Origin of the sequence: Bradyrhizobium sp. 153, assembly GCF_023073835.1 — a bacterium.
Classification (GTDB): Bacteria; Pseudomonadota; Alphaproteobacteria; order Rhizobiales; family Xanthobacteraceae; genus Bradyrhizobium.
Genome location: NZ_JADPKH010000083.1, coordinates 56,984 through 70,133 on the forward strand (window position 1 = coordinate 56,984; position 13,150 = coordinate 70,133).

Annotated in this window: 13 protein-coding genes; 6 read left to right on the forward strand and 7 right to left on the reverse strand. The window is 64.4% G+C overall.

The window, feature by feature from the left end:
- Positions 1–4 precede the first annotated feature (4 nt).
- Positions 5–313, forward strand: a complete 309-nt coding sequence (locus IVA91_RS20870) for a cytochrome c (protein ID WP_247277416.1) — start codon at positions 5–7, stop codon at positions 311–313.
- Between the two features lie 426 nt (positions 314–739).
- Positions 740–940, forward strand: coding sequence for a cold-shock protein (locus tag IVA91_RS20875; protein ID WP_008563500.1), 201 nt, complete (start codon positions 740–742; stop codon positions 938–940).
- A 173-nt stretch (positions 941–1,113) separates the two neighbouring features.
- On the opposite strand, the gene IVA91_RS20880 is transcribed toward IVA91_RS20875, so the two are convergent.
- Entirely contained in the window at positions 1,114–1,575 is a 462-nt protein-coding gene (locus tag IVA91_RS20880; protein ID WP_247277417.1) for an Lrp/AsnC ligand binding domain-containing protein, read from the reverse strand.
- A gap of 114 nt (positions 1,576–1,689) precedes the next feature.
- Between IVA91_RS20880 and putA the strand changes: the two genes are divergently transcribed.
- The 3 genes from putA to IVA91_RS20895 all read left to right on the forward strand — a co-directional run bounded on the left by putA (position 1,690) and on the right by IVA91_RS20895 (position 6,817).
- Positions 1,690–4,689 carry a bifunctional proline dehydrogenase/L-glutamate gamma-semialdehyde dehydrogenase PutA gene (putA, locus tag IVA91_RS20885; protein ID WP_247277418.1) on the forward strand — a complete coding sequence of 1,000 codons (3,000 nt, stop codon included), beginning with the start codon at positions 1,690–1,692 and terminating at the stop codon, positions 4,687–4,689.
- A gap of 115 nt (positions 4,690–4,804) precedes the next feature.
- The gene (locus IVA91_RS20890; RefSeq protein ID WP_247277419.1) at positions 4,805–6,010 is read left to right on the forward strand and encodes a CoA transferase; all 1,206 of its coding nucleotides are present in this window, start codon (positions 4,805–4,807) and stop codon (positions 6,008–6,010) included.
- 159 nt (positions 6,011–6,169) lie between these two features.
- The gene (locus IVA91_RS20895) at positions 6,170–6,817 is read left to right on the forward strand and encodes a glutathione S-transferase family protein (protein ID WP_247277420.1); all 648 of its coding nucleotides are present in this window, start codon (positions 6,170–6,172) and stop codon (positions 6,815–6,817) included.
- Between the two features lie 9 nt (positions 6,818–6,826).
- Here the strand turns inward: IVA91_RS20895 and IVA91_RS20900 are convergent, their stop codons facing one another.
- The 6 genes from IVA91_RS20900 to IVA91_RS20925 all read right to left on the reverse strand — a co-directional run bounded on the left by IVA91_RS20900 (position 6,827) and on the right by IVA91_RS20925 (position 12,151).
- Positions 6,827–6,991 (reverse strand): hypothetical protein, encoded by a 165-nt coding sequence (locus IVA91_RS20900; protein ID WP_247277421.1) that lies wholly within the window; start codon positions 6,989–6,991, stop codon positions 6,827–6,829.
- Positions 6,992–7,008: 17 nt separating this feature from the next.
- Entirely contained in the window at positions 7,009–8,556 is a 1,548-nt protein-coding gene (locus IVA91_RS20905) for a hypothetical protein (RefSeq protein ID WP_247277422.1), read from the reverse strand.
- Positions 8,557–8,648: 92 nt separating this feature from the next.
- Positions 8,649–9,656, reverse strand: a complete 1,008-nt coding sequence (locus tag IVA91_RS20910; RefSeq protein ID WP_247277747.1) for a hypothetical protein — start codon at positions 9,654–9,656, stop codon at positions 8,649–8,651.
- A 265-nt stretch (positions 9,657–9,921) separates the two neighbouring features.
- On the reverse strand, positions 9,922–10,419 hold the full coding sequence (locus tag IVA91_RS20915) for a TPM domain-containing protein (RefSeq protein WP_247277423.1): 498 nt from the start codon (positions 10,417–10,419) through the stop codon (positions 9,922–9,924).
- Between the two features lie 3 nt (positions 10,420–10,422).
- Positions 10,423–11,343 (reverse strand): YgcG family protein, encoded by a 921-nt coding sequence (locus IVA91_RS20920; protein WP_247277424.1) that lies wholly within the window; start codon positions 11,341–11,343, stop codon positions 10,423–10,425.
- Positions 11,344–11,542: 199 nt separating this feature from the next.
- Positions 11,543–12,151, reverse strand: coding sequence for a LemA family protein (locus IVA91_RS20925; RefSeq protein WP_247277425.1), 609 nt, complete (start codon positions 12,149–12,151; stop codon positions 11,543–11,545).
- A 143-nt stretch (positions 12,152–12,294) separates the two neighbouring features.
- On the opposite strand from IVA91_RS20925, the gene IVA91_RS20930 reads away from it, so the two are divergent.
- On the forward strand, positions 12,295–13,146 hold the full coding sequence (locus IVA91_RS20930) for an enoyl-CoA hydratase (protein WP_247277426.1): 852 nt from the start codon (positions 12,295–12,297) through the stop codon (positions 13,144–13,146).
- Positions 13,147–13,150: the final 4 nt, after the last annotated feature.

Sequence of the window (13,150 nt, forward strand, 5' to 3'; positions counted from 1 at the left end):
GATCATGCAACGCACCGTTCTCCTCGCCATCTCGCTCGCTCTCGCCGCCGTGATCGGTTCGGCACTTGCGGCACCGGTCAATTACAAGACCCCAGACGAGGTCGCGGCATTAAAGCCCGGGCCCAATCTCGAGGTCGTGCAGGGCAATTGCAGCGCCTGCCACTCGTCCGACTACATCGCCACGCAGCCGCCGATGAAGGACAAGAAGGGCTTCTGGCAGGCCGAGGTGACCAAGATGATCAAGGTCTATGGCGCACCGATCGACGATGCCGATGTCGGCAAGATCGTCGATTATCTGGCCGCGACGTACTGAAGGACCGCGTCAACGCGTTTTCTCTTACCCTCCCCTGGAGGGGGAGGGTCGCTATGCATGAAGCGCAGCGCAATGCGTAGCGGGGTGGGGTGACAGTCTCTCATCTCGCACACTGCCCGAGTGGAAGGATCACCCCACCCCGCTCGCGCTTCGCGCAATCGACCCTCCCCCTCCAGGGGAGGGTTAAGGAAGAACGGCTATGCGATGATCCCTCGCGATATTAGATCCGTCGCGCTCCTGCCATTTGACCGCGAAACGGGCAAAACCGGCAAAATCGCTGCGAAGTTGAGCGGAATTCGGCGAAATGCCGATGTGGTTTGAGCTACCAAGCCTGCCACATTCCGCGTATCCTGTTAGGACCGAACCGGCCGGTTGGCGGGGACTGGCGATTCGAGATCTCGGAGGAAGACCCGCGGAGAAGTCGTGATGGCTAAAGGTACGGTCAAGTGGTTCAACCCGACGAAGGGTTATGGATTTATCCAGCCTGCGTCGGGTGGCAAGGATGTGTTCGTGCATATCTCGGCAGTGCAGAAGGCCGGTCTGTCCACCCTCAACGAAGGACAGACGGTGGAATACGAAGAGATCGCAAACCGGGGCAAGACCTCCGCAGAGAACCTCAAAGTATAAGCCCGCGTCAGCCTTTGCTGCCTCCCGGATCCGTCCGGGAGCTGGGCTAAGAAAAATTTCAGAAGACGGCCAGTGCATTCGACGACAGGCGTTGCGATTGCACAGGATAGCTATTTTTCCCGTGAAGACCGCGCATCCAACGCCACAGCAATGACAATCGCGACGGCATTTCGTCAGCCCATCGGCAACGGTGCGTCGCGCTTGATCTCCTCCATCACCGCATAGGTCCGCGTCTCGCGCACGCCCGGCATCGACAGCAGGGTCTCACCGAGGAAGCGTCGATAGGCGGTCATGTCTGCCAGCCGGGCCTTGAGAAGATAGTCGAAACCGCCGGCAACCATGTGACATTCCAGCACCTCGGGCGCCAGCTTCACTGCGCGCGCAAAACGCTCGAAATTATCGGGCGTGGTCTTGTCGAGCAGCACCTCGACGAACACCAAGAGACCGAGGCCAAGCCGGTGCGGGTTGAGGCGGGCGCCGTAGCCTTCGACAAACCCCTCGCGCTGCAAGCGCTTCAGTCGCTCGCCGATCGAGGTCGGCGACAGGCCGATGCGCTCGGCGAGCTCGACATTGGCGATGCGCCCATCCTCCTGCAAGATCGAGAGGATTTTCCGGTCGATTCGGTCAAGTTCCATATCTTACGGTGCCAAATAGCCAATGATCTTCATTTTCTAAGGCAACCTGGCTAAATTGTCTATCGAGCTACGGTAACGCGGGCCTTATCCTGGATTTCAGCCACAGGACACGCCATGCCGAACATCCCACCGCCCTTCTCCGCGCCCTACACGGCCGATGATAGCGAGATCGCCGCCCGCCTCTTGCCGGCGTCGCATCTCAGCCCGCCGCAGGAGGCGCGGATCGACCGCACCGCGACGCGGCTGATCGAGGCGATCCGCAAGCGCGACGACCGGCTCGGCGGGGTCGAGGACATGCTGCGGGAATTCGCGCTCTCGACCAAGGAGGGGCTCGCTTTGATGGTGCTGGCCGAGGCGCTGCTGCGCGTGCCGGACGCGCGCACCGCCGACCAGTTCATCGAGGACAAGCTCGGCGAGGGCGACTTCATCCATCACGAAACCAAGTCCACCGCCTTCCTGGTCAATGCCTCGGCCTGGGCGCTCGGCCTCTCGGCACGGGTAATCCAGCCCGGCGAGACGCCTGACGGCACCATCGGCCGGCTGGTGAAGCGGCTGGGGGCGCCCGCCGTGCGCACCGCCACGCGCCAGGCGATGCGGCTGATGGGCAATCATTTCGTGCTGGGGGAGACGATCGAGCAGGCCCTCGAGCGCGGCCGGCCGCGCTCCGGCCAGAAGCCGCGCTATTCCTTCGACATGCTCGGCGAAGGCGCACGCACGGCGGCGGACGCCAAGCGCTATTTCGACGCCTATGCGCGCGCGATCGAGACCATCGGCAAGACCGCGGGCAACCATCCCCTGCCCGATCGGCCCGGCATCTCGGTCAAGCTCTCGGCATTGCATCCGCGCTTCGAGGCGACCAGCCGCGAACGCGTGATGCGCGAACTGGTGCCGCTGCTGCTGGACCTCGCGCAGCGCGCCAAAGCCCATGATTTGAACTTCACCGTCGATGCCGAGGAAGCCGACCGGCTGGAGCTGTCGCTCGACGTGATCGCGGCAACACTCGCCGATGGCTCGCTGAGCGGCTGGGACGGATTTGGCCTGGCGATCCAGGCCTATCAGAAGCGCGCGAGCGCGGTGATCGACTATGTCGATGCGCTGGCCCGCGCGCACGACCGCAAGCTGATGGTGCGGCTGGTGAAGGGCGCCTATTGGGACACCGAGATCAAGCGTGCACAGGAGCGCGGGCTCGACGGTTATCCCGTGTTCACGCGCAAGGCGATGACGGACCTGAACTACATCGCCTGCGCTTCGAAGCTGCTGGCTTTGAGGCCGCGCATCTTCCCGCAATTCGCCACCCACAACGCGCTAACCGTCGCGACTGTGCTCGAGCTTGCGCAAGGCAGTGGCGGCTTCGAATTCCAGCGCCTGCATGGCATGGGCGAAGCGCTGTACGAGCAGCTTGCCAAGGACCATGCTGACATCGCCTACCGCACCTATGCGCCCGTCGGCAGCCATCGCGACCTGCTCGCTTATCTGGTGCGGCGGCTGCTCGAGAACGGCGCCAATTCCTCCTTCGTGGCGCAGGCCGCTGATTATCGCGTGCCGGTGTCGGCGCTGTTGCAGCGTCCGGCCGACGCCATCGAACGTCCGCAACAGGCGGTTCATCCCAGGATTCCGCTGCCCCGCGATCTCTTTGCACCGGAGCGCCGCAATTCGCGCGGGGTCGAATTCGGTGAGCGTGCCGCACTCGACCAGCTGCTGGCCGACGTCAGGGCTGAGGCGATCGATCTCAAGCCCATCCCAGATGCGACACCGGATCGGGCCAACGCAGCGGTGACTGCTACGCGCGCCGGCTTTGTCGCCTGGAGCCGGACGCCGGCGGCTGCGCGCGCGGCGGCGCTGGAGCAGGCTGCGCATCTTTTGGAGAGCCGCAGGGCCCATTTCATCGCGCTGCTACAAGCGGAGGGCGGCAAGACGCTGGACGACGCGCTGTCGGAGCTGCGCGAGGCCGCCGATTTCTGCCGCTATTATGCCGCGCAGGGCCGCAAATTGTTCGGCGTTGACGCGGCCATGCCCGGTCCGACCGGCGAGAGCAATGCGCTCGCCATGCGCGGCCGCGGCGTCTTCGTCGCGATCTCGCCGTGGAATTTTCCGCTCGCGATCTTCCTCGGCCAGGTCACAGCGGCGCTGATGGCCGGCAACAGCGTTGTCGCAAAGCCTGCCGAGCAGACGCCGCGCATCGCGCGCGAGGCCGTAGCCCTGCTGCACGAGGCTGGCATCCCCAAGAGCGCGCTGCATCTCGTCACTGGCGACGGCCGCATCGGTGCCGCGCTGACCGCGCATGCCGACATCGCGGGAATTGTCTTTACCGGCTCGACCGAGGTTGCTCGCAGCATCAACCGCGCGCTCGCCGCCAAGGACGGACCGATCGTGCCGCTGATCGCGGAGACCGGCGGCATCAACGCCATGATTGCGGACGCGACCGCGCTGCCCGAACAGGTCGCCGACGATGTCGTGACCTCTGCCTTCCGTTCCGCCGGCCAGCGCTGTTCGGCGCTGCGGCTCTTGTTCGTGCAGGAGGACGTCGCCGACCGCATGATCGAGATGATCGCGGGCGCGGCGCGCGAGCTCAGAATCGGCGACCCAAGCGATGTCGCGACCCATGTCGGGCCGGTGATCGATCGCGAGGCCAAGCAGCGTCTCGATGCACACATCGCGCGAATGAAGGGCGAGGCGCGGCTGCACTTTGCAGGGCACGCACCGGAGGGCTGCTTCGTCGCGCCGCACATCTTCGAGCTCAAAGAAGCCAGCCAGCTCACCGAGGAGGTGTTTGGGCCGATCCTGCATGTCGTACGCTACCGCGCCGAGAATCTGGGACGTGTCCTGCAAGCGATCGAGCGCACCGGCTACGGCCTCACCCTCGGCGTCCACTCCCGCATCGACGACACCATCGAGGCCATTATCGATCGAGTCCAGGTCGGCAACATCTACGTCAACCGCAACATGATCGGCGCCGTTGTCGGCGTGCAGCCGTTTGGCGGCAATGGCCTGTCCGGAACTGGCCCCAAGGCCGGCGGCCCGCACTATCTCGCGCGCTTTGCCACCGAGCAGACCGTGACCATCAACACCGCGGCGGCCGGCGGCAATGCTGCGTTGCTTGCGGGGGAGGAGTGAGGCCCTGCAGCGGGCGCCGTTGCATCCTGCCGAAACATCGGTCTAATGCTCCCACGAGGCGCCCGCGCCAATTCCAGCGCGCGGGAAACGACAAGAGCGAGGGAGCAACGCCGCGATGGAAAAGGGCATCTTTGCTGGGCTGAAGGTTCTGGACTGCGCGAGCTTCATCGCAGCGCCCGCGGCCGCGACCGTGCTGTCGGATTTCGGCGCCGACGTCGTCAAGATCGAGCCGCCCGGCACCGGGGATCCCTACCGCAATCTGCCGAACCTTCCGGGCTATCCGACCGGTGAGCACAATTTCGCCTGGCTGCTGGAAGCCCGCAACAAGAAGAGCATCGCGCTCGACCTCTCCAAGCCGGAAGCGCAGGCCGTGCTCTATAAGCTGGTGGCGGAGGCCGACGTCTTCATCACCAATATGCCGCCGCCGGTGCGCGCCAAGCTCGGCATCACCTATGACCACCTCGCCCATCTCAACGACCGGCTGATCTACGCCTCCTTCACCGGCTATGGCGAGAAGGGCGAGGAAGCCAACAAGCCCGGCTTCGACAGCAATGCCTATTGGGCGCGCTCCGGCCTGATGGACCTCGTCCGCGCCGATACCGACACGACACCGGCCCGCTCCGTCGCCGGCATGGGCGACCATCCCTGCGCCATGGCCTTCTACGGCGCCATCGTCACCGCGCTCTATCAGCGCGAGAAGACCGGCAAGGGATCGCATGTCGCTTCCAATCTGATGGCCAATGGCGTCTGGGCCGCCAGCGTGCTGGCACAGGCAAAACTCTGCGGCGCCAAGTTCGGCGAGCGGCGCCCGCGCGAGCGCGCGCTGAACGCGGTGGCCAACCACTACCAGTGCAAGGACGGCCGCTGGCTGATCCTGTCCCTGCTCAACGAGGAGCGGCAGTGGCCGACGCTGGCGCGCTGCCTCGGGCGCGAGGACTTGATCGACGATCCGCGCTTCGTCACCAAGGCCGACCGCCACGCCCGCTCGGTCGAGCTGATCAAGATTCTGGACGACACCTTCGCCACCAAGGATCTCGGCGAATGGCGCAGGATCCTCGACGGCAACGGCCTCGTGTTCGGCGTCGTTGCCATTCTCGACGACATCCCCAACGACAAGCAAATGCTCGACAATGAGGTTCTGGTGCCGTTCGAGAACGACACCATGCTCACCATCAACAGCCCGATCTGGATCGACGGCGCCAGGAAGGTGCAGCCGCGCAAGCCGCCCGCTGTTGGCGAGCACAGCGACGAGATTTTGCGTGGGGCGGGATACGACGAGGCGGCGATCAAGCAGCTGCGGGGTACGGGGGCGGTGGGTTAGGAGCCGCGCTCGCACGGCATCGTCATCGCGAGCGCTGCGAAGCAATCCAGAATCCCTCCGCGGATGCATTGCTGGATTGCTTCGCTATGCTCGCAATGACGGCGTGAGACCGTCTCGGTATAATGATCGGCAGCGCATCCCGTCCGCCTGCGAGGTCCCATGCCCAGCTACCGCCTGCACTACTTCCCCGAATCCGGCAACAGCTACAAGCTGGCGCTGATGCTGACGCTTTGCGGCGAAAAATTCGAGCCGGTCTGGACCGATTTCGGCGGCGGCGTCACGCGCACCGCGGAATGGCGCAGGGCGGTGAACCCGATGGGTGAGATCCCCGTGCTCGAAATCGACGGCGTGAAGATGACGCAGACCGCGCCGCTCCTGCTCAAGCTTGCCGATCAGTACGGGCGCTTTGGCGCTGATACGGACGAGGAAAAATTCGAGCTGTTGCGCTGGCTGTTCTGGGACAACCACAAGCTCACCGGCTACATGGCGACCTATCGCTTCATGCGCGCCTTCACCGCGAAAAACGATCCGCAGGTACTGAAGCATTTTCGCCGACGGCTCGAGGACTTCCTCGGCATCCTCGATGGACACCTCCAGCACAATGAATTCGCGATCGGCGCAAAGCCGACGGTCGCCGATATCTCGATGATGGCCTATCTGCATTATCCGAGTGACGAGCACGGCTTCGACTTCGCGGCGAGCCATCCGGCGATCCACGCCTGGCTCGGCCGCATGGCCGCACTGCCCGGCTGGAAGCCGGCCTATGAACTGCTGCCAGGAAAACGGATGACGAATTACGCCAAGTGAGGGCGCCGACTACCGCAAGGCCAGCCAGCCGAGCGTAAACAGGATCCCGCCGATGATGACCACCATCGCGACCGCCCAGGTGCTAACGCGGATGCTGCCGGTGACCTGCTTGGCTTCCTCGTTGTGCGCAATCTTGCGATTGCGCTCCTTGTTGGCTTCGCTCGGGTCCGTCATGGGTCATCCAAATCGGTTTAGCGCGTCTTGATGAAGCACATGCCGATGCGGCGCGAGGCCGCGGCAGCCTGACAGGTGAGGCCTTTAGCACAGCTCCATGACGTAAAACTCTTGTCCGTCGTTCCTGATCCCGCATTTTGCAGGGAACAATGCGCCCCCCAGCCGTCCTGATATTCGGTCCCGGCCAGCTCGCGGCCACCGCGGGTCTGTGGCCGGCTGGCAAATCCGCGTGAGAAATCGGGACGTTTGCCCGCGGCGAATGCGGTCAGGATGTCGCGGCGGCGGAGCTGGTCACCGAAGAAATGCGGCGATGCCGGCACGTTGGCGGAGTTCGAGGACTTGTCCACAAGCCAATCCACGCCCGGGAAATGGAAGCCGCCGATGCCGCGGGTCTGGTGGCAGCCGGCACAAGTGACGTCGTTGAGACGGCGCTGAAAGCCAGCGACCGAGCGGACGTTCTGCAGATCGATGCCGCGCGCGGCAGCCTGGTTCAAGGCACCGACCACGTCGTCATCGCCGAAGACGGGAACGTCGCTGCCCTCCCCTTTTCCTTCTCCTTGCATCATGCCGAACTCTGGCTGCAACGCCGAGGCATCGAGCCCGGCAGGTGTCGGCACCACCGCAGACGTCGCCAGGAATCTTTCCGGGATCAGCACCGTGCCGCGATCGAATTCGCGCAGATTTTCGGGCGCGAGCAACCAATCCCTAAAGTCGCGCCGAAGCGCATCGTCGGCAAGGATTCGGTCACGGTCGATTTGGTTCTCCAGCGTCGCTTCCTCGAACGTTTTCCTCGCAGCGTCGTACTTGAACACCTTGAGTAGATAGTCCGAGCGAAAATCGTGCAGCGCCGATTTCGGCGCGACGGAGACCTGGATGTTGGTCTCGATGCGGTCGAGCATGGCATCGTGAGGCGAAGAGCGACTGCCGATCAACTCCTGCCAGTCGCCATCGTCGAGCCAGCGCCGCGCGATCGCGGCGCAGGTGACGGGATTATTCCCGTCCGTCTGGCGCGCGTCGCGCGCCTTCATCACCAGATTGAGCGTCATCGGCAGGCGCGTTGCGGTCTTGCCGCCCTCCGGCCTGCTCTCGTAACGCGCGAGACGGTAGATCAGCCGGATCTCACCGCAGGACTCTTCCGAGACATAGGCGCGGTCCATACGGTTGACGATGCCGGCCAGCACGAAACGCGTGTCGCGCGATCTCAGATTGGCTCGGTCGAACAATTGCACGTCAAAGCCTTCGCCGACGCCGATGGTCTCGCCCGGATATGTCGCCTTGTACCGAGAAATGTAGCGGTCAAGTTCCGCATTGATCGCCGGCGGAATCGCTTTGAGCTGCGGCAACGACGAGAACAGCAGGTCGGTCGTGAGCGGGATGTCGGCGTTCCGCTCCGGCCTTAGCAGGCTCGCGATCGTGAGAGCATCGCTCTGATCGAGCCGGCGCAACAGATCAGGATCGGTGATCGCCGTGCCGCGCGCCAATTGCACGTTCTCCGCCGCAGAAAGCGAGACGACACCGCCAAACAATGCGGCGGCAGCAACGACAATTCGCAAGGCGCGGCTCATGCCCCAAGTAACACCGCGGCGACCAGCCTATTCAAGCAAAAAGGCGCCTCACGCAGTGGTGAAGCGCCTTTTCGAAGGCCGGATATGAGGGCTCAACGCGCGACGATCAGGCCCTTGCTGGTGACAACCACCCAGCGGCCGTCCTGGCGGCGGATCGCATCGACGCGGCCGACGCCGGGGATGGGATCGCCGGGATATACCTCGTAGAGGCCGTCGCGGCCTTCGATCAGCGCGCCGCCATTGGCGGCGTTGCGCAGCCTCCAGCCTTCGATCGTCGGCAGGCGGCCGACCTCGGTCTTGGGCGCGGCGGGTGCGGGCGCAGCCGCGGCGGTGGCAACCTGGGTCGGCGCGATCGAGCCGGTGGTCTCCTTGGCGGACGCGGCGGCTGCGGCCGGCGCGAGGGCCGCCGGCGGCGCGGCGCGGAGTTTGTCGACGGCCTCCGACAGTTTTGCGATCTTGGCCAACGGCTCGGCCTGCGCCTTCTCGAGCTTGTCGAGGCGGTCGTTGGTCCGGTTGAACTGGCTCACGTCGGTCTTGGAGGAGCGCTCGACATTGGCCTTCAGCGCGACGAGGTCGGCATCGATCCGCGCGACGGAAGCGTCCAGCGCGCTGGTATCGGCGACCTGTACCGGCGCCGGGGCCGTGGCGGCAAAGTGCATCATCCCTGCGGTCGCGAGCGTGCCGCTGATCGCGCCGACGCAAGCAGCGATCGCCACCACCGCAGCCATCGCCGACAGGCGGCGCTTGCCGCCGGCTTCGCGCGGCTCCTCCGCCTTCACATGCGGGGCAAAGTCCTCGCGATCCCAGGAGCGTTCCGATGGCGCCATCACAATCAGCTTGCCGGGCTCCGGCTCGGGCTTGGATTCAGCCCTGGACTCCGCCTTGGACTGAGCCTTGGGTTCAGTCTTGGATTCGAACTTCGGCACCTCGATCCTTGATGTCTCGATTTTTGGCGGCTCGATCTTGACCGGGTCGGGCTTCGGCGGCGCCTCGTGGTCAGGGGCGATCGAGGGGGCGTCGATCCCGGCAGCCTCGACCGTCTGCGAGGCGCTTGCTGCGGCTTCGACGGCGCCATGATCCAGGGAGGCCTGCTCGGGCATTGGTTCGCTCACGGCTCAAATACTCCAGTCTAGGTTGACCTTTTGGTAACTTTCATTGCTTGCGAAATCCTTACCTCGGGACCCGCTTACCGAAATTTTAGGAACTCGTCCGAGGCCGAATTTGGCCGGGAAAGTGGAACCGGCGTGGCGACGTGCAACAAATTGTCAGCGGAGGCGGCATTGGGGCGCATTGCGCCCGTAGAATTCACTCGCGAGGCAGGGCGCCTCTCCGACGTGGTTCTGGCCTTGGCCAGTACCGGCGAGATCACATCACCACGGGCGCATCCGGCAGCTCGTTCGAATGCGGTCTTTGCGGCGGGAAATGCCGCGCCAGTTCGCGCGACACGGCCTCGATGCCAGCGATCACGCCGCGCTCGAACTGGCCCGCCCTGAACTCGGTTTCCATCGCGTGGCAGATGCTCTCCCAGCGCTCGGCTCCAACCTTCGCGTCGATGCCACGGTCGGCGACGATCTCGACGTCGCGGTCGGCGAGCAGGAGATAGATGAGAACGCCGTTGTTGTGCTCGGTGTCCCAGATGCGCAGATGCGAGAACATGTCGAGCGCGCGCGCGCGCGCCGGCTGGTTGTGGAACAGCGGCGCACCGTCGAGCGCGCCTTCGACGACGAAGCGGACCTGGCCGGAATGGGTGGCTTCGCCCCGCTTGATCGCCTGCTCGATGCGGTCGAGCACGGCCTGCGGAAAAATCCGCTTCGCCCGCCAATGATGCTGCACGAGGTGCCTGGTGATGCGCTTGATGCTCATGACCTACCAACTCCCCGAGGCGCCGCCGCCGCCAAAACTGCCCCCGCCGCCGCTAAAGCTGCCGCTATCGCTGTCGCTCGATGAGCCGCCGCTCCAGCCGCCCGATGGGGAGCCACTCGACCAAGAGCCGCCACGCGACCACCCTGTGCTTGGTCCCATCGCCGAAAACAGATCGGCGATGAACCCGATGATGAAGCCGAGAACGCCGACCGCCACGGCGAGGGTGAAAGAGCCGAGAATGAGCCAGGTCAGTGCTGCGATGATGCCGCCGGTCGCCAGCGATCCGAGCAGCCGGCCCAGCATGGCCCGGAAGACCCCGCCGACCCCGATCGAGGCGAACAGCGTCACAAGGAAGACCGGCGCGAGGTCGTCCAGATGGCCGAAGCTGACAGTCGGCGAGGGAACCGGCAGCGGTTCGCCATCGATGACCCGCATCATGCGATCGACACCGTCCGAGATGCCACCGCTGAAATTGCCGGTCCTGAATTTCGGCGTGATGACTTCATCGATGATCCGCCTCGACGTGACGTCGGTGAGCGCGCCTTCGAGGCCATAGCCGACTTCGATGCGCAAATGCCGGTCGTTCTTGGCGACGATGAGGATGGCGCCGTCGTCGACCTTCTTGCGTCCGATCTTCCAGGCCTCGGCAACGCGGATCGAGAACTGCTCGATCGTCTCCGGCTGTGTGGTCGGCACGATCAGGACAGCGAGCTGGCTGCCCTTCCGATTCTCGAAGTCGCGCAGCTTTTGCGACAGCGTAGCGATCTCGGCGCTCGAGAGCGTGCCGGTCTGGTCAACCACGCGGCCGGTGAGTTGGGGCACGGCGACGTCGGCGTGGACGGGGAGCGCGAAGGCGAAGAGAAGTGCGACGGCGAGAACAAACGAGGAGAAGACCGAAAGGGCCCACCACACCCTCGCTGTCATCGCCCGGCTTTGCGTCTTCGCTGACGCTTCGCCGGCCCAATACCGAGGTGCCCGGCGAAGCCCTTGGAGCCGGGACCGGGCGATCCAGTATTCCAGAGATGGCGGCGAGATACGGAGAGGCCGCGGCGAGCTGGATTCCCCGATTTCGCGGGGAATGACGGCGGTGATTGGGGCTTGGCGCATTCGCGAATCGACGCGCCTACTTCGACGGCGCTGGAGCCGGGTTGAAGTCCACCTTCGGCGCGGTCGAGATCTCTTTCTCGTTCTCGACCGAGAAATTCGGCTTCTCCTTGTAGCCGAATGCCATCGCGGTGAGGTTGGTCGGGAACGATCGGACCGTGATGTTGTACTCCTGCACGGCCTTGATGTAGCGGTTTCGCGCCACCGTGATGCGGTTCTCGGTGCCTTCGAGCTGCGACATCAGATCCTTGAACAGGGCATCCGATTTGAGCTGCGGATAGTTCTCTGTGACGACGAGGAGCCGCGACAGCGCGCTGGAGAGCTCGCTTTGGGCGGCCTGGAATTTCTGGAAGGCGGCGGGATCGTTCAGCACCTCCGGCGTTGCCTGGATGCTGCCGACCTTGGCGCGCGCATTGGTGACGCCGAGCAGCACGTCCTTTTCCTGCTGGGCAAAACCCTTCACCGAATTGACCAGATTGGGGACGAGATCGGCGCGGCGCTGATACTGGTTCACGACTTCGGACCAATTGGCCTTGATCTGCTGGTCCTCGCTCTGGATCGCGTTGTAGCCGCAATTGGCCAGGCTCAGCGAGGCCAGCGCTGCCAGCACGGTCAGGATCTTGCGCATCAAATTTCTCCCGGTGGAATCTGGCGCAAACTACCAGATTGGGCGCGTGAGAAAAGCAGCCGACTGACGCAAGCCTCTTGCCTATGCCCCGACGACATAGTCAACTCGGATAAAACAAGAACGGAAACGGCAAGGGGAAAGCGATGAGCTCGTTCGAGACCATCCTCGTGGAGCGACCGGAGCCGCCGATTGCCCGGATCGTGATGAACCGGCCCGACGCGCGCAACGCGCAAAACCTGCAAATGACCTACGACCTCAACGCCGCCTTCGATGCGGCCGTGCAGGACGACGCGGTCAAGGTGATCATCCTCGCCGGCAACGGTCCGCACTTTTCGTCCGGGCATGATCTGCGTCCCGGGGCTAAGAATGCCGCGGGCGTCGATTTTCCGCCGATCGGAAATTGGGGTGGCTTTGCCGAGCCGAATGCTCACGGCCGCTTCGCTCGCGAGCAGGAAATCTATCTCCAGATCACGCGGCGCTGGCGCAACCTCGCCAAGCCGACTATCGCCGAAGTGCACGGAAAGTGCATCGCCGGCGGGCTGATGCTGGCCTGGGCCTGCGACCTCATTATCGCCAGCGACGATGCGCAGTTCTGCGACCCTGTCGTCACCATGGGCGTCTGCGGCGTCGAATGGTTCGTCCATCCCTGGGAGCTCGGCCCACGCAAGGCCAAGGAGTTCCTGTTCACCGCCGATAGCTGGAGCGCCCAGGAGGCGCATCAGCTCGGTATGGTCAATCAGGTCGTGTCGCGCGCGGAGCTGTCATCAAGCGTGCTGGCGCTGGCGCGCCGGATCGCGACGAAACCGTCCTTCGCGCTGAAGCTGACCAAGGAGGCCGTCAACCGCTCGGTGGACGTGATGGGCCAGCCCGCCGCGATCGACCAGGCCTTTGCGCTGCATCAGCTCTGCCATGCCCACAATCTCCAGGAGTACGGCATGATCGTCGATCCCTCCGGCCTGCATCCCTCGGTACGCAAGCCGCCGGCGTCGGAGTAGACAC

Excerpts from the sequence above, each read along its gene's own strand:
- IVA91_RS20870 (WP_247277416.1), top strand. The coding sequence starts at position 5 with ATGCAACGCACCGTTCTCCTCGCCATCTCGCTCGCTCTCGCCGCCGTG.
- IVA91_RS20875 (WP_008563500.1), top strand. The coding sequence starts at position 740 with ATGGCTAAAGGTACGGTCAAGTGGTTCAACCCGACGAAGGGTTATGGA.
- IVA91_RS20880 (WP_247277417.1), bottom strand. The coding sequence starts at position 1,575 with ATGGAACTTGACCGAATCGACCGGAAAATCCTCTCGATCTTGCAGGAG.
- putA (WP_247277418.1), top strand. The coding sequence starts at position 1,690 with ATGCCGAACATCCCACCGCCCTTCTCCGCGCCCTACACGGCCGATGAT.
- IVA91_RS20890 (WP_247277419.1), top strand. The coding sequence starts at position 4,805 with ATGGAAAAGGGCATCTTTGCTGGGCTGAAGGTTCTGGACTGCGCGAGC.
- IVA91_RS20895 (WP_247277420.1), top strand. The coding sequence starts at position 6,170 with ATGCCCAGCTACCGCCTGCACTACTTCCCCGAATCCGGCAACAGCTAC.
- IVA91_RS20900 (WP_247277421.1), bottom strand. The coding sequence starts at position 6,991 with ATGACGGACCCGAGCGAAGCCAACAAGGAGCGCAATCGCAAGATTGCG.
- IVA91_RS20905 (WP_247277422.1), bottom strand. The coding sequence starts at position 8,556 with ATGAGCCGCGCCTTGCGAATTGTCGTTGCTGCCGCCGCATTGTTTGGC.
- IVA91_RS20910 (WP_247277747.1), bottom strand. The coding sequence starts at position 9,656 with ATGCCCGAGCAGGCCTCCCTGGATCATGGCGCCGTCGAAGCCGCAGCA.
- IVA91_RS20915 (WP_247277423.1), bottom strand. The coding sequence starts at position 10,419 with ATGAGCATCAAGCGCATCACCAGGCACCTCGTGCAGCATCATTGGCGG.
- IVA91_RS20920 (WP_247277424.1), bottom strand. The coding sequence starts at position 11,343 with ATGACAGCGAGGGTGTGGTGGGCCCTTTCGGTCTTCTCCTCGTTTGTT.
- IVA91_RS20925 (WP_247277425.1), bottom strand. The coding sequence starts at position 12,151 with ATGCGCAAGATCCTGACCGTGCTGGCAGCGCTGGCCTCGCTGAGCCTG.
- IVA91_RS20930 (WP_247277426.1), top strand. The coding sequence starts at position 12,295 with ATGAGCTCGTTCGAGACCATCCTCGTGGAGCGACCGGAGCCGCCGATT.